At 71.2% G+C, this 20,082-nt stretch carries 15 protein-coding genes; 11 read left to right on the top strand and 4 right to left on the bottom strand.

Going from position 1 to position 20,082, the window contains the following annotated elements:
- Positions 1-6 precede the first annotated feature (6 nt).
- The 9 genes from uvrA to secG all read left to right on the top strand — a co-directional run bounded on the left by uvrA (position 7) and on the right by secG (position 11,306).
- Complete coding sequence (gene uvrA, locus AB0I45_RS02035; protein ID WP_345031121.1) at positions 7-2,910, top strand: excinuclease ABC subunit UvrA; 2,904 nt, start codon at positions 7-9, stop codon at positions 2,908-2,910.
- A complete protein-coding gene (gene uvrC, locus AB0I45_RS02030) occupies positions 2,897-4,843 on the top strand; it encodes an excinuclease ABC subunit UvrC (RefSeq protein WP_295688711.1) in 1,947 nt (648 codons plus the stop codon). Before uvrA ends, uvrC begins: the two co-directional genes overlap by 14 nt.
- Entirely contained in the window at positions 4,836-5,741 is a 906-nt protein-coding gene (rapZ, locus tag AB0I45_RS02025; protein WP_265809595.1) for an RNase adapter RapZ, read from the top strand. The genes uvrC and rapZ overlap by 8 nt, the downstream gene beginning before the upstream one ends.
- 2 nt (positions 5,742-5,743) lie before the next feature.
- Positions 5,744-6,775, top strand: coding sequence for a uridine diphosphate-N-acetylglucosamine-binding protein YvcK (gene yvcK / locus AB0I45_RS02020; RefSeq protein WP_265809594.1), 1,032 nt, complete (start codon positions 5,744-5,746; stop codon positions 6,773-6,775).
- A gap of 13 nt (positions 6,776-6,788) precedes the next feature.
- A complete protein-coding gene (whiA, locus tag AB0I45_RS02015) occupies positions 6,789-7,772 on the top strand; it encodes a DNA-binding protein WhiA (protein ID WP_295688715.1) in 984 nt (327 codons plus the stop codon).
- A gap of 139 nt (positions 7,773-7,911) precedes the next feature.
- Positions 7,912-8,919 (top strand): type I glyceraldehyde-3-phosphate dehydrogenase, encoded by a 1,008-nt coding sequence (gene gap, locus AB0I45_RS02010; protein WP_247424799.1) that lies wholly within the window; start codon positions 7,912-7,914, stop codon positions 8,917-8,919.
- Positions 8,920-8,962: 43 nt separating this feature from the next.
- On the top strand, positions 8,963-10,195 hold the full coding sequence (locus AB0I45_RS02005) for a phosphoglycerate kinase (RefSeq protein WP_295688720.1): 1,233 nt from the start codon (positions 8,963-8,965) through the stop codon (positions 10,193-10,195).
- A 1-nt stretch (position 10,196) separates the two neighbouring features.
- The gene (tpiA, locus tag AB0I45_RS02000) at positions 10,197-10,985 is read left to right on the top strand and encodes a triose-phosphate isomerase (protein WP_345031114.1); all 789 of its coding nucleotides are present in this window, start codon (positions 10,197-10,199) and stop codon (positions 10,983-10,985) included.
- Positions 10,986-11,063: 78 nt separating this feature from the next.
- Positions 11,064-11,306: a preprotein translocase subunit SecG gene (gene secG, locus AB0I45_RS01995; RefSeq protein WP_137319763.1), complete on the top strand. Its 243-nt coding sequence runs from the start codon at positions 11,064-11,066 to the stop codon at positions 11,304-11,306.
- Positions 11,307-11,399: 93 nt separating this feature from the next.
- Here the strand turns inward: secG and AB0I45_RS01990 are convergent, their stop codons facing one another.
- From AB0I45_RS01990 to tkt, 3 genes are read right to left on the bottom strand one after another with little or no spacing between them, the layout of a single operon-like run.
- Positions 11,400-13,019: a glucose-6-phosphate isomerase gene (locus tag AB0I45_RS01990; RefSeq protein ID WP_137319762.1), complete on the bottom strand. Its 1,620-nt coding sequence runs from the start codon at positions 13,017-13,019 to the stop codon at positions 11,400-11,402.
- The gene (tal, locus tag AB0I45_RS01985; RefSeq protein ID WP_295688726.1) at positions 13,016-14,131 is read right to left on the bottom strand and encodes a transaldolase; all 1,116 of its coding nucleotides are present in this window, start codon (positions 14,129-14,131) and stop codon (positions 13,016-13,018) included. The genes AB0I45_RS01990 and tal overlap by 4 nt, the downstream gene beginning before the upstream one ends.
- Positions 14,128-16,206, bottom strand: coding sequence for a transketolase (gene tkt, locus AB0I45_RS01980; protein ID WP_247424786.1), 2,079 nt, complete (start codon positions 16,204-16,206; stop codon positions 14,128-14,130). The genes tal and tkt overlap by 4 nt, the downstream gene beginning before the upstream one ends.
- Positions 16,207-16,429: 223 nt before the next feature.
- Here tkt and AB0I45_RS01975 point away from each other — a divergent pair, with 223 nt between their 5' ends.
- Positions 16,430-17,353: a heme o synthase gene (locus AB0I45_RS01975; RefSeq protein ID WP_295688743.1), complete on the top strand. Its 924-nt coding sequence runs from the start codon at positions 16,430-16,432 to the stop codon at positions 17,351-17,353.
- Positions 17,354-17,374: 21 nt separating this feature from the next.
- The gene (locus AB0I45_RS01970; RefSeq protein WP_295688727.1) at positions 17,375-18,166 is read left to right on the top strand and encodes a class I SAM-dependent methyltransferase; all 792 of its coding nucleotides are present in this window, start codon (positions 17,375-17,377) and stop codon (positions 18,164-18,166) included.
- A gap of 1 nt (position 18,167) precedes the next feature.
- On the opposite strand, the gene AB0I45_RS01965 is transcribed toward AB0I45_RS01970, so the two are convergent.
- Complete coding sequence (locus AB0I45_RS01965) at positions 18,168-20,081, bottom strand: ABC transporter ATP-binding protein (protein WP_295688728.1); 1,914 nt, start codon at positions 20,079-20,081, stop codon at positions 18,168-18,170.
- Position 20,082 lies beyond the last annotated feature (1 nt).

Here is a 20,082-nt window from a genome sequence, read left to right as displayed (position 1 = left end):
GATGTGATGGCAGAGCAGACCAGTGGGCGCGCCCGGAGCGCTCGAGGCGTGTCGCACCTCGACACGCTCCGGGTCGAGGGCGCGCGCGCCCACAACCTCAAGAACGTCGACATCGCGATCCCGCGGGACTCGCTCGTCGTCTTCACCGGGTTGTCCGGCTCGGGCAAGTCCTCGCTCGCCTTCGACACGATCTTCGCCGAGGGCCAGCGCCGCTACGTCGAGTCCCTGTCCTCCTACGCCCGGATGTTCCTCGGGCAGATGGACAAGCCCGACGTCGACCTCATCGAGGGCCTGTCCCCGGCGGTGTCGATCGATCAGAAGTCGACCTCGCGCAACCCGCGCTCGACCGTCGGCACGATCACCGAGGTCTACGACTTCCTCCGCCTCCTGTGGGCCAGGATCGGCGTCCCCCACTGCCCGACCTGCGGGGAGCGGATCACCCGCCAGACCCCGCAGCAGATCGTCGACCAGCTCCTCGAGCTGCCCGAGCGCACCCGATTCATCGTCCGCGCCCCGCTGGTCCGCGGCCGCAAGGGGGAGTTCGTCGACCTGTTCGCCGAGCTCCAGGCGAAGGGCTTCGCGCGCGCCGTCGTCGACGGCGAGCAGGTCCAGCTCAGCGAGCCGCCGGTGCTCGCCAAGCAGATCAAGCACCACATCGCCGCCGTCGTCGACCGCCTCGTCATCAAGGAGGGGATGCGCCAGCGGCTCACCGACTCCGTTGAGACCGCGCTCGCGCTCGCCGACGGCCGGATCGACATCGAGCTCGTCGACGACGGCACCGTGCGCACCTATTCCGAGCACATGTCCTGCCCGAACGAGCACCCGCTGACGATCGACGAGATCGAACCGCGGACCTTCTCCTTCAACTCGCCGTTCGGCGCATGCCCCACCTGCGACGGGATCGGGGTCAAGCTCCAGGTCGACGAGGTGCTCGTCGTCCCCGACGAGGACCTCAGCCTCGCCGAGGGCGCGATCGCGCCCTGGTCGGTGGGCAAGAGCACCGCGAAGTACTTCAACCGGCTCCTCGCCGGGCTCGGGGCGGACCTCGGCTTCGACATGGACACCCCGTGGGCGGAGCTGACGAAGAAGCAGCGCACCGCGATCCTCGAGGGCAAGGACCACAAGGTCCACGTCAAGTACCGCAACCGGTTCGGTCGCGAGCGCACGTACTCGACCGGCTTCGAGGGCGTCTACCAGTACATCCTCCGCAAGCACGGGGAGACCGAATCGGACCACGCGCGGGACCGCTACGAGTCCTACATGCGCGAGGTCCCGTGCTCCGCCTGCCAGGGCACCCGGCTCAAGCCGGAGGCGCTGAGCGTGCGCGTCGCCGGCCGCTCGATCGCCGAGGTCTCCGCGATGGCGCTCGACCAGGCCGGGGAGTTCCTCGGCGGGCTCGAGCTCAGCGGCCGCGACGCGGCGGTCGCCGCGCAGGTGATGAAGGAGATCCGTGCCCGCATCGGATTCCTCCTCGACGTCGGGCTCGAGTACCTCAGCCTCGATCGCACCGCCGGAACCCTGTCCGGCGGCGAGGCGCAGCGGATCCGGCTCGCCACCCAGATCGGCTCCGGGCTCGTCGGCGTCCTCTACGTCCTCGACGAGCCGTCGATCGGCCTCCATCAGCGCGACAACCGCCGCCTCATCGAGACCCTCGTCAAGCTCCGCGATCTCGGCAACACGCTCATCGTCGTCGAGCACGACGAGGAGACCATCGAGTCCTCCGACTGGATCGTCGACATCGGCCCCGGTGCCGGCGAGCACGGCGGCGAGGTCGTGTACTCGGGCCCGGTCGCCGGGCTCACCGACGCCGCCCGCTCGATCACCGGCGACTACCTCGCCGGGCGCCGCCGCATCGAGCTGCCCGGCAGCCGCCGCCCGGTCGACGCGAAGCGCGTCGTCACCGTCGAACGCGCCCGGGAGAACAACCTCCGCGACGTCACCGTGAGCTTCCCGCTCGGGGTCCTCACCGCCGTCACCGGGGTCTCCGGCTCCGGCAAGTCGACCCTCGTCAACGACATCCTCTACACCGAGCTGGCGAACAAGCTCAACAACGCCAAGCGGGTGCCCGGGCGCCACAAGCGGGTGCGCGGGCTCGAGCACCTCGACAAGGTCATCCACGTCGACCAGGGGCCGATCGGGCGCACCCCGCGCTCGAACCCGGCCACCTACACCGGCGTGTTCGACCACGTCCGCCGCCTGTTCTCGGAGACCGAGGTCGCGAAGGTCCGCGGCTACCAGCCGGGCCGGTTCTCCTTCAACGTCAAGGGCGGGCGCTGCGAGGCCTGCCACGGCGACGGCACGATCAAGATCGAGATGAACTTCCTCCCCGACGTCTACGTCCCCTGCGAGGTGTGCGAGGGCGCGCGGTACAACCGGGAGACCCTCGAGGCCCGGTTCAAGGGGAAGAACATCGCCGAGGTGCTCGACATGCCGATCGAGGAGGCCGCGGAGTTCTTCGCCGCGGTGCCCGCGATCGCCCGGCACCTCACCACCCTCGTCGAGGTCGGGCTCGGCTACGTGCGGCTCGGCCAGCCAGCGACCACGCTGTCCGGCGGCGAGGCGCAGCGCGTCAAGCTCGCCGCGGAGCTCCAGAAGCGCACCCGGGGGCGCACGGTCTACGTCCTCGACGAGCCGACCACCGGTCTCCACTTCGAGGACATCCGCAAGCTCCTCGGGGTGCTCCAGGGGCTCGTCGACAAGGGCAACAGCGTCATCGTCATCGAGCACAACCTCGACGTCATCGCCTCGGCCGACCACGTCATCGACATGGGGCCCGAGGGCGGTCGCGGCGGCGGCACGGTGATCGCCGAGGGCACCCCGGAGGAGGTCGCGCAGATCGCCGGCTCCTACACCGGCGAGTACCTGGCCGGGCTCCTCGGTCGACGGGCGGGCGGCAGTGGATCCGACTGAGTACCGGCCGCGGCCCGGCGAGATCCCGACCTCGCCGGGCGTCTACCGGTTCCGCGACCCGGACCGCCGGGTCGTCTACGTCGGGAAGGCGAAGAACCTCCGTGCCCGCCTGAACTCGTACTTCGCCAATCCCTCCGGGCTCCACCCGCGGACCTTCGCGATGGTCCACACCGCGGCCTCCGTCGACTGGACCGTCGTCGACACCGAGGTCGAGGCGCTCCAGCTCGAATGGACGTGGATCAACGAGTTCGAACCGCGGTTCAACGTCATGTTCCGCGACGACAAGTCCTACCCGTACCTCGCGCTCACCCTGCGCGACGAGTTCCCGCGCGCCTTCATCACCCGCGGGAAGCGCAAGCCCGGCGTCAAGTACTTCGGGCCCTTCGCGCAGGTGTGGGCGATCCGCGAGACCCTCGACCTGCTCCTCCGGGCCTTCCCCGTGCGCACGTGCACGCCCGGGGTGTTCCGGCGCGCCCAGCGCACCGGGCGGCCCTGCCTGCTCGGCTACATCGACAAGTGCTCGGCCCCCTGCGTGGGCCGGGTGACGCCGGAGGAGCACCGCGGCCTCGCCCGGAGCATCGCGGAGTTCATGGGCGGGAACACCGGGCGCTTCATCTCCGCGCGCAAGGAGGAGATGGCCGCCGCCGCCTCCGAGCTCGACTACGAGCGCGCCGCCCGCCTGCGCGACGAGATCGCCGCGCTCGAGAAGGTCCTCGACAAGAGCGCCGTGGTGCTGTCGATGAACGCCGACGTCGACGTCTTCGCCCTCGTCGCCGAGGAGCTCGAGGCCTCCGTGCAGGTGTTCCACGTGCGCGGCGGCCGGATCCGCGGGCAGCGCGGCTGGATCATCGAGCGCCTCCAGGAGCTCGGCCCCGCCGAGCTCATCGCCGACTCCCTCCGGCAGGCGTACACCGATGTCGAGCCCGAGGCGATCCCGCGCGAGATCGTCGTCGACACCCTGCCCGCCGATCTCGACACCGTCACCGCGTGGCTGACGGAGATGCGCGGGTCGCAGGTGAGCATCCGGGTGCCGCAGCGCGGCGAGAAGCGCGCCGTGATGGAGACCGTGGCGAAGAACGCCGAGCAGGCTCTCCAGCTCCACAAGACCCGCCGCGCCTCCGACCTCACCACCCGCAGCGCTTCGCTCACCGAGATCCAGCAGGCGCTCGACCTCGCGGAGCCGCCGCTGCGCATCGAATGCATCGACAACTCCCACACCGGCGGCCAGGACGTCGTCGGCTCGCTCGTCGTATTCGAGGACGGGCTGCCGAAGAAGCGCGACTACCGTCACTTCGCCGTCACCGGGGACGCCGCCCGCGACGACACCGCCGCGATGTACGACGTCGTGTCCCGCCGCTTCTCCCGCTACCTCGAGAGCCTCGTGTCCGCCGAGCCCGACGAGCGCTTCGGCTACCGCCCCTCGCTGCTCGTCGTCGACGGCGCGCTGCCCCAGGTGCACGCCGCGGTCGCCGCCCTCGAGGACCTCGGCATCACCGACATCGCCGTCGTCGGCCTGGCGAAGCGGCTCGAGGAGGTGTGGGTGCCCGGCGACGAGTTCCCCGTCGTGCTGCCCCGCAACTCCGAGGGCCTGTTCATGCTCCAGCGGATCCGCGACGAGGCCCACCGCTTCGCGATCTCCTACCACCGCAAGCGCCGGGGGAGGAGCATGCGGGCATCCGCCCTCGACGGCATCCCCGGGCTCGGCCCGGCCAAGCGCAAGGCGCTGCTCGCCCGGTTCGGGTCGGTCCGGCGGATCCGGGCCGCGAGTCCCGAGGAGCTCGCCGGAGCACCCGGGATCGGTCCGGCGCTCGCCGAGCGCATCCACGCCGCCCTCGGCCCGCCGGGGGCCGCAGGCGGGGACACCGGGGAGGACCCGGGATCGGATACCGTAGGAGCGGAAGCCACCGCAGCGGAAGGAAGCCCGGATGACTGAGCCGCCGGAGATCGTCGAGACCACCTCGCCCGCGACCGCACTCGAGGTGCTCGTGCTCACCGGGATGTCCGGGGCCGGACGCTCGACGGCGGCGAACGCGCTCGAGGACATGGACTGGTACGTCGTCGACAACCTCCCGCCGCAGATGATCGCCCCGCTCGTCGAGCTCGTCGCCCGGGCCGACGGCGCGCTGCCCAAGGTCGCCGTCGTCGCCGACGTCCGCGCCCGCTCGATGTTCTCCGAGCTCGAGCAGGTGCTCGTCGACTACGTGGACCAGGGGATCGGGATCCGCGTGCTCTTCCTCGACGCGAGCGACGAGGTGCTCGTGCGCCGCTTCGAATCGGTCCGCCGTCCGCATCCGCTCCAGGGCGACGGCACCCTCATCGACGGGATCGAGGCCGAGCGCCGCGAGCTCGCCCCGCTGCGCAACCGGGCCGACATCACCATCGACACCTCGGACCTCAACGTCCACCAGCTCCGCGCCGAGGTGCGCGCCGCCTTCGGCCAGGACGGCGCCGCTGCGCTCAAGCTCACGGTGATGAGCTTCGGATTCAAGTACGGCATCCCCAAGGACGCCGACCACGTCGTCGACGTCCGCTTCCTCCCCAACCCCTACTGGATCCCGCATCTGCGCGGCCTCAACGGCCAGGATGCCCCGGTGTCGGACTACGTGCTGTCCCAGCCGGGCGCCCTGAGCTTCGTCGACCGCTACCTCGCGCTCCTCGACATCATCGTCGAGGGGTACCTCAGCGAGAATCGCTCCTTCGCCACCATCGCGATCGGCTGCACCGGCGGCAAGCACCGCTCGGTGGCGATCAGCGAGCAGCTCGCCCGGCGCCTCGCCGACCGGACCGAGGCCTCGGTGAGCGTCCGGCACCGCGACCTCGGACGGGAATGAGCATGGACCCGCATCCCGGGCTGATCCGCACCGAGGAGCTGCCCCTCTACCTCAGCCGACCCGCCAAGCAGCCCTCCGGCGGGCCCATGATCGTGTCCTTCGGCGGCGGGCACGGGCTCTACGCCGCGCTGCGGGCCTTCCGGCTGCTGACCGAGAACCTCACCGCGGTCGTCACCGTGGCCGACGACGGCGGCTCCTCGGGCCGGCTCCGCGAGGAGCTCGGTGGGCTGCCCCCGGGCGACCTGCGGATGGCGCTCGCCGCACTCTGCGACGACGGCGAGTGGGGCCGCACCTGGCGCGACGTCATCCAGCACCGCTTCCAGTCCCGCGGTCCGCTCGACGAGCACTCCGTGGGCAACCTCCTCATCTCCGCCCTGTGGCAGCTCCTCGGGGACCACGTCGAGGGACTCGACTGGATGGCGCGGCTGCTGCGCACCCACGGACGGGTGCTGCCGATGTCCTCCGTCCCGCTCGTCATCGAGGCCGACGTCGCGCTCCGCCCCGGTGGGCCGACGAGCGTGATCCGCGGGCAGTCGCAGCTCGCCGCGACCCCGGGCCGGGTCGACCACGTGCGCCTCGACCCGCAGGCGCCGCCCGCCCGCCGGGAGACGATCGAGGCCGTGCGCGCCGCGCAGGTGCTCAACCTCGGACCCGGGTCCTGGTACACCTCCGTCATGCCGCACCTGCTCGTGCCCGAGCTCGCCGAGGCGATCGTCGCCTCGACGGCCTACAAGTGCCTCACCCTCAACCTGCCCGGGGCACAGGCCGAGACCGCGGACCTCACCCTCGTCGACCACCTCGAATCGCTCCACGCGCACGCCCCGGAGCTGCGCTTCGACGCCGTGCTCGTCGACAGCGCGGCGGCCGCCGACGAACCCGCGCTCGCCCGCGCGGCGGAGCGGCGCTTCGGGGCCCGGCTGTGGTCGCGGCCGCTCGAGTCCCGCCGGCCCCGCGCCCACGACAGCCTCAAGCTCGCGGCATGCTACCGTGATTTGCTCATCGACGCCGGAATCACTGTGGACGAGCAGTGGTGAGGAAGGAACTCCCATGGCATTGACCGCACAGGTCAAGGACGAGCTCGCTCGCCTCAGGATCACCCGCACCTCGGCGCGCAAGGCCGAGGTGTCGACCGTGCTGCGGTTCGCCGGGGCGCTCCACATCGTCGCCGGCTCGATCGTCGTCGAGGCCGAGCTCGACACCGGTGCCGTCGCCCGGCGCCTGCGCACCGAGATCAAGGAGCTGTTCGGCCACGTCGCCGAGGTCGTCGTCGTCGGCGCCTCCGGCATCCGCAAGGGCAACCGGTACCTCGTGCGGGTGAGCCAGGACGGTCCGGCGCTCGCCCGTCAGACCGGTCTCATCGACGGCCGGGGGAGGCCCGTGCGCGGGCTGCCCTCCGCGATCGTCAACGGCTCGCTCACCGACTCCCGCGCCGCCTGGCGCGGTGCCTTCGTCGCCCACGGCTCGCTCACCGAGCCCGGCCGCTCGGCGGCCATCGAGATCACCTGCCCCGGGCCGGAGGCCGCGCTCGCGCTCGTCGGCGCCGCCCGGCGCCTCGGGATCGGGGCGAAGGCCCGTGAGGTCCGCGGGGTCGACCGGGTGGTGATCCGCGACGGCGAGGCGATCGGCGACATGCTCACGAACATGGGTGCGGAGAGCACTCGGCTGGTGTGGGAGGAGCGGCGGATGCGCCGCGAGGTGCGCGCCACCGCCAACCGGCTCGCGAACTTCGACGATGCGAACCTGCGCCGCTCCGCTCGCGCGGCGGTGGCGGCCGGGGCGCGTGTCGAGCGCGCGCTCGAGATCCTCGCCGACGACGTGCCCGAGCACCTCCGCTACGCCGGGATGCTTCGGCTCCAGCACAAGCAGGCCTCCCTCGAGGAGCTCGGCCAGCTCGCCGAACCGCCGATGACCAAGGACGCGATCGCCGGCCGCATCCGGCGGCTGCTCGCGACCGCGGACAAGAAGGCCGAGGACCTCGGCATCCCCGGCACCGAGGCGAGCCTGACCCAGGAGATGCTCGAGGACTCGTGAGCCGCCCCGTGCCCGGATCGGTGCGGGGTGCGGGATTCATGTGATCTTCACTCGGATTCGACGCTCGGCTGGGGTTGTGTCCGCGGGTCTGACTAGGATGAAGCAGAACCGCCCCGAACCCCTTCAAGGAGGCACAGGCATGACCATTCGCGTGGGTATCAACGGATTCGGCCGCATCGGCCGCTCGTTCTTCCGTCAGGTCGACGAAGCAGAGAGTACGAACGTCGAGATCGTTGCGATCAACGACCTCACCGACAACGAGCACCTCGCACACCTGCTCAAGTACGACTCCGTGTGGCGGACCTTCCCCGGGGAGATCAGCCACGACGACGAATCGCTCACCGTCAAGGGTGAGCGGATCCGGGCCACCGCGATCAAGGACCCGAAGGACATCGACTGGGCCGGTCTCGGCGTCGACGTCGTCGTCGAGGCGACGGGCAAGTTCAAGACCGGGGAGGCCGCCGGCGCGCACCTCACCGCCGGTGCCAAGAAGGTCATCCTGTCCGCGCCCGGCAAGGACATCGACGGCTCGTTCGTCATGGGCGTCAACGACGACACGTACGATCCGGAGACGCAGCACATCATCTCCAACGCCTCGTGCACGACGAACTGCCTCGCCCCGCTCGCCAAGGTCCTCGACGAGGCCTTCGGGATCGAGTCCGGGCTGATGACCACGGTGCACGCCTACACCGGCGACCAGAACCTCGTCGACGGCCCGCACAAGGACCTGCGCCGGGCGCGCGCCGCCGCGATCAACATCGTGCCGACGACCACCGGCGCGGCGAAGGCCGTCGCGGAGGTCCTACCGAACCTCAAGGGCAAGCTCGATGGCTTCGCGGTGCGCGTCCCCGTGCCCACCGGCTCGCTCGTCGACCTGACCTTCACCCCCTCGCGCAGCGTCACGGTCGACGAGGTCAACGCCGCGGTCAAGGCCGCGACGACCGGTGAGCTCGAGGGCATCCTCGACTACACCGAGGACCCGATCGTGTCCTCCGACATCATCATGAGCGACTACTCCTCGATCTTCGACGCCGGCCTCACCCGGGTGCTCGGCTCCCAGGTCAAGGTTGTGTCGTGGTACGACAACGAGTGGGGATACTCGCAGCGTCTGCTCGACATGGTCGAGCTCGTAGGAAAGTCCCTCTGACCCGACCCGGCACCGGCCGGCAGCGGCACGACGAAAGGCAGCCATGAAGACCCTCGACACTCCCTCGCAGTACGCCGGGAAGCGCGTGCTCGTCCGGAGCGACCTCAACGTCCCGATGGACGGGACGACGATCACCGACACCGGTCGCATCGTCGCCTCCGCCCCGACGCTGAAGGCACTCGCGGAGGCCGGTGCGAAGGTCATCGTCATGGCGCACCTCGGCCGCCCCAAGGGGAAGCCCGAGGGCAAGTACTCGCTCGCCCCGGTCGTGCCGGTGCTGGCCGAGGCCGTCGGCCGTGCGGTCGAGTTCGCGTCCGACACCGTCGGCGAGGACGCGCGCGCCAAGGCCGCCGCCCTCGCCGACGGCGAGATCCTCCTCCTCGAGAACCTCCGGTTCAACCCGGGGGAGACTTCGAAGGACGAGGCGGAGCGGCGCGAGTTCGCCGAGCAGCTCGCCGCTCTCGCCGACGCCTACGTGTCCGACGGCTTCGGCGTCGTCCACCGGAAGCAGGCGAGTGTCTACGACATCGCCACCCTGCTCCCGGCCGCGGCCGGCGGGCTCGTCGCCGCCGAGGTCGAGGTGTGCGACCGCCTCCTCACCGATCCGGCGCGGCCCTACGTCGTCGTGCTCGGCGGCTCCAAGGTGTCCGACAAGCTCGGCGTCATCTCCCACCTCCTCGAGCGCGCCGACACCCTGATCATCGGCGGCGGGATGGTCTATACCTTCCTCGCCGCACAGGGGTATGCGGTGGGCAGGAGCCTCCTCGAGGAGGACCAGCTCGACACCGTGAAGTCCTACCTGTCCGACGCCGCCGAGCGCGGCGTCGAGATCGTGCTCCCCACCGACATCGTCATGGCGGAGTCCTTCGCTGCCGATGCGGAGCACTGGGTGCGCCCCGTCGACTCCCTCGAGGACACCCCGGCCGGTGCGCAGGGCATGGGGCTCGACATCGGCCCCGAATCCGCCGGCGCCTACGCGGAGCGGATCGCCGCGGCGCGCACCGTGTTCTGGAACGGCCCGATGGGCGTGTTCGAGTTCCCGGCCTTCGCGGCCGGCACCCGCGCTGTGGCCGAGGCCCTCACCGACGCCCACGGCGGCGTGGCCGACGGCCGCCTCACCGTGGTCGGCGGCGGCGACTCCGCCTCCGCCATCCGCAACCTCGGCTTCGCCGACGAGCAGTTCGGCCACATCTCCACCGGCGGCGGCGCGAGCCTCGAGTACCTCGAGGGCAAGACGCTGCCCGGCCTGTCCGTGCTGTCCGACGAGGAGCGCTGAGATGAGCACCGACCGGACCCTGCTGCTCGCCGGCAACTGGAAGATGAACCTCGACCACCTCGAGGCGATCTCCACCGTGCAGAAGCTCGCATGGGCGCTGCGCGACGCGAAGGTCGACCTCACGGCCGTCGACGTCGTCGTGCTCCCGCCGTTCACCGACATCCGCTCCGTGCAGACCCTCATCCAGGGCGACTCGCTCGACATGGCCTACGGCGGTCAGGACCTCTCCGCCCACGACGAGGGCGCCTACACCGGAGAGGTGTCCGGCCGCTTCCTGTCCCGCCTCGGCTGCAGCTACGTCATCATCGGGCACAGCGAGCGCCGTGAGCACCACGGCGAGACCGACGCGCAGGTCCGCTCGAAGGTCGAGGCCGCACTGCGCCATGAGCTCACCCCGATCCTCTGCGTCGGGGAGCCGCTCGAGGTCCGCGAGGCCGGCGAGCACGTCGCCCACACGCTCGACCAGCTCGCCGCCGCCCTCGACGACCTGCCGTCGGCAGACCTCGGCGGGCTCGTCGTCGCCTACGAGCCGGTGTGGGCGATCGGCACCGGGAAGACCGCGACCGCCGCAGACGCCGCAGAGATGTGCACCGCGCTGCGCGAGAAGCTGCGCGAGCTGCTCGGCGCGGACACCGCGCAGTCGGTCCGCCTCCTCTACGGCGGCAGCGTCAAGGCCGACAACGTCGCGGAGATCACCGAGCACCCCGAGGTCGACGGCGCTCTCATCGGCGGCGCGAGCCTCGACCCGGACGGCTTCGCCGCGCTGTGCCGGGCCGCGACCGCCCGGTAGGCGCGGTGCTCCACCGCCCGGTGGACGCGCCGCCGCCCCTGTCCGCACTCCCATCCGCTCTCTGTTAGGCTTGCCGTCGTGACTGTTCTGACCTGGTCCCTCACGGGCGTCCTCATCCTCACCAGCCTCTTCCTCATCCTGCTCATCCTGCTCCACAAGGGCAAGGGCGGCGGCATGTCGGACATGTTCGGCGGCGGGATGAGCTCGAACCTCGGCTCCTCCGGGGTCGCCGAGCGCAACCTCAACCGCTTCACCACGCTCGTCGCGATCATCTGGGGGGCCTCGATCGTGCTCCTCGGACTCATCGTCCGCTTCGAGTAGGACGCCCCACCTCGTACACGACGGAACCCCGGACCCTGCGGTCCGGGGTTCCGTGCGTTCGCTTGTCGCGTCCCGTCCGCTGCTGCGGCGGGCTCAGGCCTCGAAGCCGAAGGCGGCGAGGATCTGCTCGATGCCCTGGGCCCGGTCGGTGAGGTGGAGGCGGAGCACCGGACGGCGGCGCTCCCGCAGCACCCGTGCGTCCCCGGCGGCCTGCGCGGCCTGGAGCTGGCCGAAGGTGAAGTCGCGGCCGGGGATGAGGAGGTCGGCTCGCGAGTCCGCGGTGATCTGGAGGAAGACCCCGTTCGGATGACCGCCCTTGTGGTACTGGCCGGTCGAGTGGAGGTAGCGCGGGCCGAAGCCGAAGGTCGTCTGCAGGCCCGTGCGGAGCGCCGCGGCCTGCCGGATGAGTGCGGCGCGGGTGTCGCTCGTCCGGTCGAGGTAGGCCTGGATCGCGACGTATCCGTACTCCTCGGCGCTGTCGGCGAGCGCGCGCAGCGCGTCCTCGAGGGTGTCGGCGCCGTCGAGCAGCTCGGGCGGGCCGAACACCGCGACCGCCCCGTGCGTGAACGCGGGCCGTTCGGCACCGGTGCCGAGGCCCCCGTCGAGCATCTCGCGGGCCCCGGCCTTCGCCGCCTCGACGTCGGGCTGGTCGAAGGGGTTGATCCCGATGCTGTAGCCGGTGATCGCGGTCGCGTACTCCCACAGGAGGAACTGGGCACCGAGCGGCGCGTCGACGGCGCACGCGAAGCCGGACATCGGCTGGTGCTCGCCCTCGGCGCGGCCGATGAACAGGAGCATCGCGTCCGCCCCCGCGTCGACGAAGCCCGGGGCGTCGATCCCCTCGACGACGACGGGCAGGATGCCCTCGCCGTCCTTGCCCGTCGATTCCGCGACGAGCTGCTCGAGCCACGCCCCGAACCCGACGATCGGGCTCGAGGTGGCGGCGACGACGAGCTTCTCCGTGTCGCGGGCGTGGGCGACGCCGAGAAAGGCGCCGAGCTGGATCGCGGGATTCGTCGGCTCGTCGAGCGCGAGCGCCGGTGCGATCTCCTGGGCCTCGGCGAGCAGCGCGCCGATGTCCGCCCCGGCGAGGCCGGACGGGACGAGTCCGAAGGCGCTGAGCGCGCTGTAGCGGCCGCCGACCTCCGGGTCGGCGAGGAACACGCGGCGGTATCCGAGCTCGAGAGCGAGCTCGTGGAGCGGTGAGCCGGGGTCGGTGACGACGACGATCCGGGAGGCCGGGTCGATGCCGGCGGCCTCGAACGCGGAGGAGAAGGCGCGGCGGTGCGAATCGGTCTCCACCGTCGAGCCCGATTTCGAGGACACGACGAGCACGGTGCGGGAGAGGTCGGTGCCGATCGCCTCGGCGATCTGGCCGGAATCGGTGGTGTCGACCACCTCGAGAGGGACTCCTGCGGTGGCGCAGATGACCTCGGGGGCGAGCGAGGAGCCGCCCATGCCCGCGAGTGTGACGATGTCGACGCCCTCGGCAAGGAGCTCGGCGCGCAGCTCCGCGATCTCCGCGAGCAGACCGGTCGAGCTCGTCGGCAGATCGACCCAGCCGAGTCGGCGGGAGGCCTCGGGGGCCGCAGCGTCGCCCCACAGGGTGCCGTCGCCGACGCTGATCCGCGAGGCGACGTGGGCGGTGACGAGGTCGCGGACCTCGTCGTCGAACTCGGCGGGGGAGGGGTAACCGAAGTCGATGGGGCTCATGCGCGGGCTCCTTCCAGCTGGGTGCGGACCGTGTCGAGCAGCTCGGCCCAGCTCGCGTCGAACTTCTGCAGCCCTTCCGCCTCGAGCTGCTCCATCACCTCGGCGTAGTCGATGCCGAGGGCGGCGAGCCGATCGAACAGCGCGTTCGCCTGCCCGTAGCCGGAGCCGATCGTGTCCCCGCGCACCTCGCCGTGGTCGGCGAAGGCCTCGAGCGTCGCCTCGGGCATGGTGTTGACGGTGCCGGGCGCCACGAGCTCGCTGACGTAGAGGGTGTCGGGATAGTCGGGGTTCTTCGTCCCGGTCGACGCCCACAGCGGACGCTGCGGGTGCGCGCCGGCGGCCTCGAGCACTTCGAAGCGCTCGCTCGAGAACAGCTGACCGGCGATCTGGTGGGCCAGCCGGCAGTTCGCCACGCCCGCCTGCCCGCGCAGGCGCAGGGCCTCGTCGGTGCCGAGCGCGGTGAGCCGGCGGTCGACCTCGGTGTCGACGCGCGACACGAAGATCGAGGCGACGGAGTGGATGCCGGCGAGGTCGATGCCCGCCTCGCGCGCCCGCTCGAGGCCGCTGATGTAGGCCTCGACGACCTTCCGGTAGCGGTCGAGCGCGAAGATCAGGGTGACGTTGACGCTGATCCCGCGGGCGACGACCGCGGTGATCGCCGGCAGCCCCTCGAGCGTGGCGGGGATCTTGATCATGACGTTGGGGCGGTTGATCGCCTCCCACAGCCGGGTGGCGTGCGCGATCGTCGCCTCGGTGTCGCGGGCCGCGTCCGGCGGCACCTCGATCGACACCCGGCCGTCGACGCCCCCGGAGGCGCGGTACACCGGCTCGAGGATGTCGGCGGCCTTCGCGACGTCGTCGCAGGTGAGCATCTCCACCGCGGTCTCGAGGTCGACGCCGTCCCGGGCGAGGGGCGTGAGCTGCGCGGCATAGGCCTCGCTGTCAGCGAGCGCGGCGGCGAAGATCGTCGGGTTCGTCGTCACCCCCACCACCTGCTTGTCGGCGACGAGCGCGGCGAGGCTGCCGGAGGTGATCCGGGAGCGGGACAGGTCATCGAGCCAGATCGAGACGCCGGCGCGGGAGAGCTCGGCCAGGGGGGTGGTCATGGTCATCCTTTCGCTGCGGCGAGCGCGTCGTCGGCCGCTGTCACGACCGCCTCCGCGGTGATGCCGAACTCGGTGTAGAGCCGCTGGTAGTCGGCCGAGGCGCCGAAGTGCTCGAGCGACACCGCGCGTCCGTGGGTGCCGAGGTAGCGGTGCCAGCTCAGCGCGGTGCCGGCCTCGATGCTCACGCGGGCGGCGACCGCGGCCGGGAGCACCGACTCGCGGTACTCGGCGGGCTGGGCGTCGAACCACTCGTGGCTCGGCATCGACACGACGCGCACCGCGGTGCCGCGCTCGCGCAGCGTCTGCGCGGCCTCGAGGGCGATCGCGACCTCGGAGCCCGAGGCCATGACGATGACCTCCGGGGTGCCGGGGGAGTCGAGGAGCACATAGCCGCCGCGGGCGGCCCCGGCGGCCGGCGCGTACTCGCCGCGGTCGAGGACCGGGACGTTCTGCCGGGTGAGGATCAGTCCGGTGGGCCCGTCGGTGCGGTCGAGGATCCGTCGCCAGGCGACCGCGGTCTCGTTCGCGTCGGCCGGGCGCACGACGTCGAGACCGGGGATCGCGCGGAGCGCGCTCAGGTGCTCGACGGGCTGATGGGTGGGGCCGTCCTCGCCGAGGCCGATCGAGTCGTGGGTCCACACGAACACCGTCGGGAGCTCCTGCAGGGCGGCGAGCCGCACCGCCGGGCGCTGGTAGTCGCTGAACACGAGGAAGGTGCCGTTGTACGGGCGGGTGGGCCCGTGGAGCGCGATGCCGTTGCACGCGAGGCCCGCGGCGAACTCGCGGATCCCGAAGTGGAGGTTGCGGCCGTAGGGGTCGCCGGCGAACATGTCGGAGCTGCGCTCGGTGGGGAGGAACGAGGCCTCGCCCTTGATGAGCGTGTTGTTCGAGCCGGCGAGGTCGGCCGAGCCGCCCCACAGCTCCGGCAGCAGCGGGGCGATCGCATTGAGCACCTGACCGGACGCGGCGCGGGTGGCGATCCCCTTCGTCGAGGCCTCGAACACCGGCAGCGCCTCGTCGAGGCCGGCGGGGAGCTCGCGGGCGAGGAGCCGGTCGAGGAGCGCGGCGCGCTCCGGCTGGGCCTCGCGCCAGGCGGTGAAGCAGGCGTTCCAGTCGGTGTGCGCGCGGGCCCCGCGCTCCCGGACGGCGCGGGCGTGCTCGAGGACGGCGGGATCGACGGCGAACTGCTCGGCCGGGTCGAATCCGAGCAGGGTCTTCGTCGCCGCGATCTCCTCCTCGCCGAGGGCGGCGCCGTGCGAGGCGCCGGTGCCCTGCGCCGTCGGCGCGGGCCAGGCGATGATCGTCGAGAGCCGGATGAACGAGGGGCGGGGATCGGCCTGGGCGGCGTCGAGGGCGGCGGCGAGGGCGTCGATGTCCTCGCGGTACTCGGTGCCGCCCTGCGTGAAGTCGACGTGCTCGACGTGCCAGCCGTAGGAGGCGTAGCGGGCCGCGGTGTCCTCGGTGAAAGCGATCGAGGTGTCGTCCTCGATGGAGATCCGGTTGTCGTCCCAGATCACGATGAGGTTCCCGAGCTCCTGCGTGCCCGCGAGCGAGGACGCCTCGGAGGACACGCCCTCCTGGAGGTCGCCGTCGGAGGCGAGGACGTAGATGCGGTGGTCGAACACCGATTCGCCGGCCGGGGCGTCGGGGTCGAAGAGCCCGCGCTCCCGCCGGGCGGCCATCGCCATGCCGACGGCCGAGGCGAGCCCGGAGCCGAGCGGCCCGGTCGTGATCTCGACGCCGGCGGTGTGGCCGACCTCGGGGTGGCCGGGGGTCAGCGAGCCCCACTGGCGCAGCGCCTTGAGATCATCGAGCTCGAGGCCGTAGCCGGACAGGTAGAGCTGGACGTACTGGGTCAGGCTCGAGTGGCCGGCCGACAGGACGAAGCGGTCCCGGCCGAGCCACTGCGGGTCGGCCGGATCGTGGACCATCGTGTGCTGATAGAGGCAGTAGGCGACGGGCGCGAGGCTCATCGCGGTCCCCGGGTGACCGTTGCCGGCCTTCTGGACGGCGTCCGCGGCCAGCAGACGTGCGGTGTCGACAGCCGTGGAGTCCTTCGCGGACCAGGTCACAGGGCTCATGAGGGGGCATCTGTCCTTCTGCTCGGGGTTCGTCGACTCCGACTCTACCGGGTGGTCCGCAGTGTGCGGTACCGGTGTCCGGAACCACGGCGCGCGGACTGGCGCGGACGTCTACGAGGGGTAGAATGGTCGGATCCGGTGTCCAGAGGAAAGAGAACCCCTTTACGTGAGCAGCGACCAGCACAGCGCCGCCGAACAGGTGGAGCGTCCGCTCCGGCGGACGATCGACGAATCCCGACTCCTGGCGCGGACCGGCGGGCGCTCCCGCTTCATGGCCTTCGTCGCGCTCACCAAGCCGCGGGTCATCGAGCTCCTCCTCGTCACCACGGCACCCGTGATGTTCCTCGCCGCGCAGGGCCTGCCCAACCTCTGGCTCGTCCTCGCCACGCTCGTCGGCGGCTCCGCCGCGGCCGCCTCGGCCTCGGTGTTCAACTGCATCCTCGACCGCGACATCGACGCGAAGATGCGCCGCACCGAGAACCGCCCGCTCGTCACCGGCGAGGTGTCCCTGCGCGAAGCGATCGTGTTCGCCTTCGCGCTCGGCATCGGCTCGATCTTCTGGATGGGCGGTTTCACCAACTGGGTGGCCGCCGGTCTCACCGCCTCGGCGATCCTCCTCTACGTCGTGTTCTACACGATCATGCTCAAGCGCCACACCGCCCAGAACATCGTGTGGGGCGGCGCGGCCGGGTGCATGCCGGTGCTCATCGGCTGGTCGGCGGTCACCGGCTCGCTGTCGTGGGAGCCGCTCATCCTGTTCCTCGTCGTGTTCTTCTGGACGCCCCCGCACTACTGGCCGCTCGCCATCAAGTACAAGGCCGACTACGACGCCGCCGGCGTGCCGATGCTGCCCTCGAAGGTGCCGCCGACCTCCGTCGGCCGGCAGATCCTCGCCTACGGCTGGCTCATGGTCGCCGCGAGCCTCGCCCTCATCCCCGTCACCCCGATGGGCCCGGTCTACATCGCCACCGCGCTGCTCTCCGGCGCCTGGTTCATGTACCTCTGCTACGGGCTCACCCGCCGTGCGAAGCAGGGCTTCCAGGGCACCCAGCTGCGCGCGATGAAGGTGTTCCACGGCTCGATCACCTATCTGTCGGTGCTCTTCCTCGCGATCGCGATCGACCCCTTCCTCAACCCCTTCATCTGAGTTCACCCGTAGGATCGGGGCATGGAGACGTCGACGAAGGACTTCTGGGAGAACCGCCTCGCCGAGGACTGGACGGAGACGGGCGTGGGCTACCGCGCGCTCGGAGCGGCGTTCAACACCTGGATGTACCGGGTCAGGCGCGCGGTGTTCCTCCGCGAGATGGCCGCCGCTCCGATCGATCTCCCCACCGCCGAGGTGTTCGACATCGGCTCCGGCACCGGCTTCTACGTCGACCTCTGGCGCGAGCTCGGGGTCGCAGGGGTGACCGGCTCCGACATCACCACCGCCGCGGTGAACAATCTGCGCGGCCGCTTCCCGGACTCGGACTTCCATCCCTTCGACGCCGCATCCCCCGAGCTCCCGGTGCCCGCCGGCGCCTACGACATCGTGTCCGCGATGGACATGCTCTTCCACATCACCGACGACGCCGGTCACGCCCAGGCCCTCCGCAACGCCGCGCGCCTGCTGCGTCCCGGCGGGCTGTTCGTGTTCTCGGAGAACTTCCTCTTCGGCCCCGAGCAGCGCGGCCCGCGTCAGGTCAACCGGTCGATGCACACGATCGAGCGGGAGCTCGCCGCCGCCGGCCTCGAGCCGATCCGCCACACCCCGATGTTCGTCCTCATGAACGCCCAGGTCGACGCCCCCTGGCTGCGCCGCCGGGCGTGGGCGCTCGTCATGCGCACGGTCACCGCGGCCGGCCTCGGTGGGCTCGCCGGGCGCCTCCTCTACCCGCTCGAGATGCGCCTGCTCGCCTCCCGGCGCGAGGGACCGAGCACCGAGCTCATGATCTGCCGCAGGATCGAGCAGCAGTAGCTCAGTCCTCGATCCCGTCGAGCGAGCCGCCGGCGGCGAGCTGCGCGGCATGGAGCTCCGCATAGGCGCCGCCGCGCTCGAGCAGCTCCGCATGGCTGCCCTGCTCGACGATGTCGCCGTGGGCCATGACGAGGATCGTGTCCGCGTCCCGGATCGTGGAGAGCCGGTGGGCGATGACGAAGCTCGTCCGGCCCGCGCGCAGGGTCTGCATCGCCTGCTGGAGCAGGAGCTCGGTGCGGGTGTCGACCGAGGAGGTCGCCTCGTCGAGGATGAGCACGGTGGGCCGGGTGAGGAACGCGCGGGCGATCGTGATGAGCTGGCGCTCGCCCTGGGACAGGTTGCCGCCGTCGTCGTCGATGACGGTGTCGTAGCCGTCGGGCAGGGTGCGGACGACGTGGTCGACGTAGCACGCCTCGGCCGCCGCCACGACCTCCTCCCGCGTGGCCCCGGGCTTGCCGTAGGCGATGTTCTCCTCGATCGTCCCGCCGAACAGCCAGGTGTCCTGGAGGACCATGCCCATGTGCGAGCGGAGCTCGGAGCGGCGCAGCTCCGCGATGTCGACGCCGTCGAAGGTGATCCGGCCCGAATCGACCTCGTAGAAGCGCATGAGGAGGTTGACGAGGGTCGTCTTCCCGGCACCGGTGTGGCCGACGATCGCCGTCGTCGTGCCCGGCGCGGCGCGCAGGCCGAGGTCGGTGATGAGCGGAGAGTCCGAGGAGTAGCCGAAGGCGACGTGCTCGAAGGCGATCTCGCCGCGCGGGCGCTCGGGCAGGGTCGCGGTCCCGGTGTCCGGGGTCTCCTCCGGGTAGGACAGGAGCTCGAACACGCGCTCGGCGCACGCCGCCGCTGACTGGAGCTGCGCGGCCATCCCGCCGAGCTGCGCGAGCGGCTGCGAGAACTGGCGGGAGTACTGGATGAACGCCTGCACGGTGCCGAGCCGGAGCTGGCCGGAGGCGACCTGGAGGGCGCCGACGACCGCGATGCCGACGTAGACGAGGTTCCCGATGAACTGCATCGCCGGCATCATCAGCCCGGCGAGCATCTGGGCGGAGAAGGACGCCCGGTAGACGTCGTCGTTCTCCGCGTCGAAGAGCTCCTTCGTCACACGGTCACGGCCGTAGACGGTGATGAGGTCGTGGCCGGTGATCGACTCCTCGACGCGGGTGTTGAGCACGCCGGTGGCCTTCCACTGGGCTTGGAACTGCCGCTGCGAACGGACCCCGAGGAGTCCGATGACGAGCGCGGTGAGCGGCACGGTGATGAGGGTGACGAGGGTGAGCTGCCAGGACAGCGTGAACATCATCGCGAGGACGCCGACGACGGTGAGCAGGCTCATGACGATCTGCCCGAGGGACTCGCTGAGCACCTGGTTGAGGTTGTCGAGGTCGTTCGTCAGCCGGGAGAGCACGTCGCCGCGCTTCATCCGGTCGAAATGCGACAGGGGGAGCGCGTGGATCTTCGACTCGACATCCTCGCGCAGCCGGTACATCACCCGCTGCACGACGGAGTTGAGGATCCGGCTCGCGAGGAACATCACGAGGGATCCGAGCAGGTACACCGCGAGGGTGAGCAGCAGCGTCCGGCCGAGCGCGGCGAAATCGATCCCGGCACCGGGCACGATCTCCATCGCTGCGACCATGTCGGCCATCGTCGTGTCGCCGGCGGCGCGGAGATCGGCGACGACCTCGGCCTGGGACCGACCGCCCTCCATCCGGCCGGACACCCAGCCCTCGTAGACGAGGTTCGTCGCCTGACCGAGGACGAGCGGGCCGAGGACGGTGAAGACGATGCCCACGGCGTTGAGCACCACGGCGCCGACGACGGCGAGGGTGAAGGGACGGAAGCGGCCGAGCAGGCGCTTCATCGTCGGCCCGAAGGCGCGGGCCTTGGAACCCGGGGCGTCCTCCATCGACATC

The organism is Brevibacterium sp. NPDC049920 (assembly GCF_040656435.1).
GTDB classification, from domain to species: domain Bacteria; phylum Actinomycetota; class Actinomycetes; order Actinomycetales; family Brevibacteriaceae; genus Brevibacterium; species Brevibacterium pityocampae.
The sequence above is the reverse complement of the archived record's forward strand: the minus strand, read 5'-3'. Positions and strand labels throughout refer to the sequence as shown.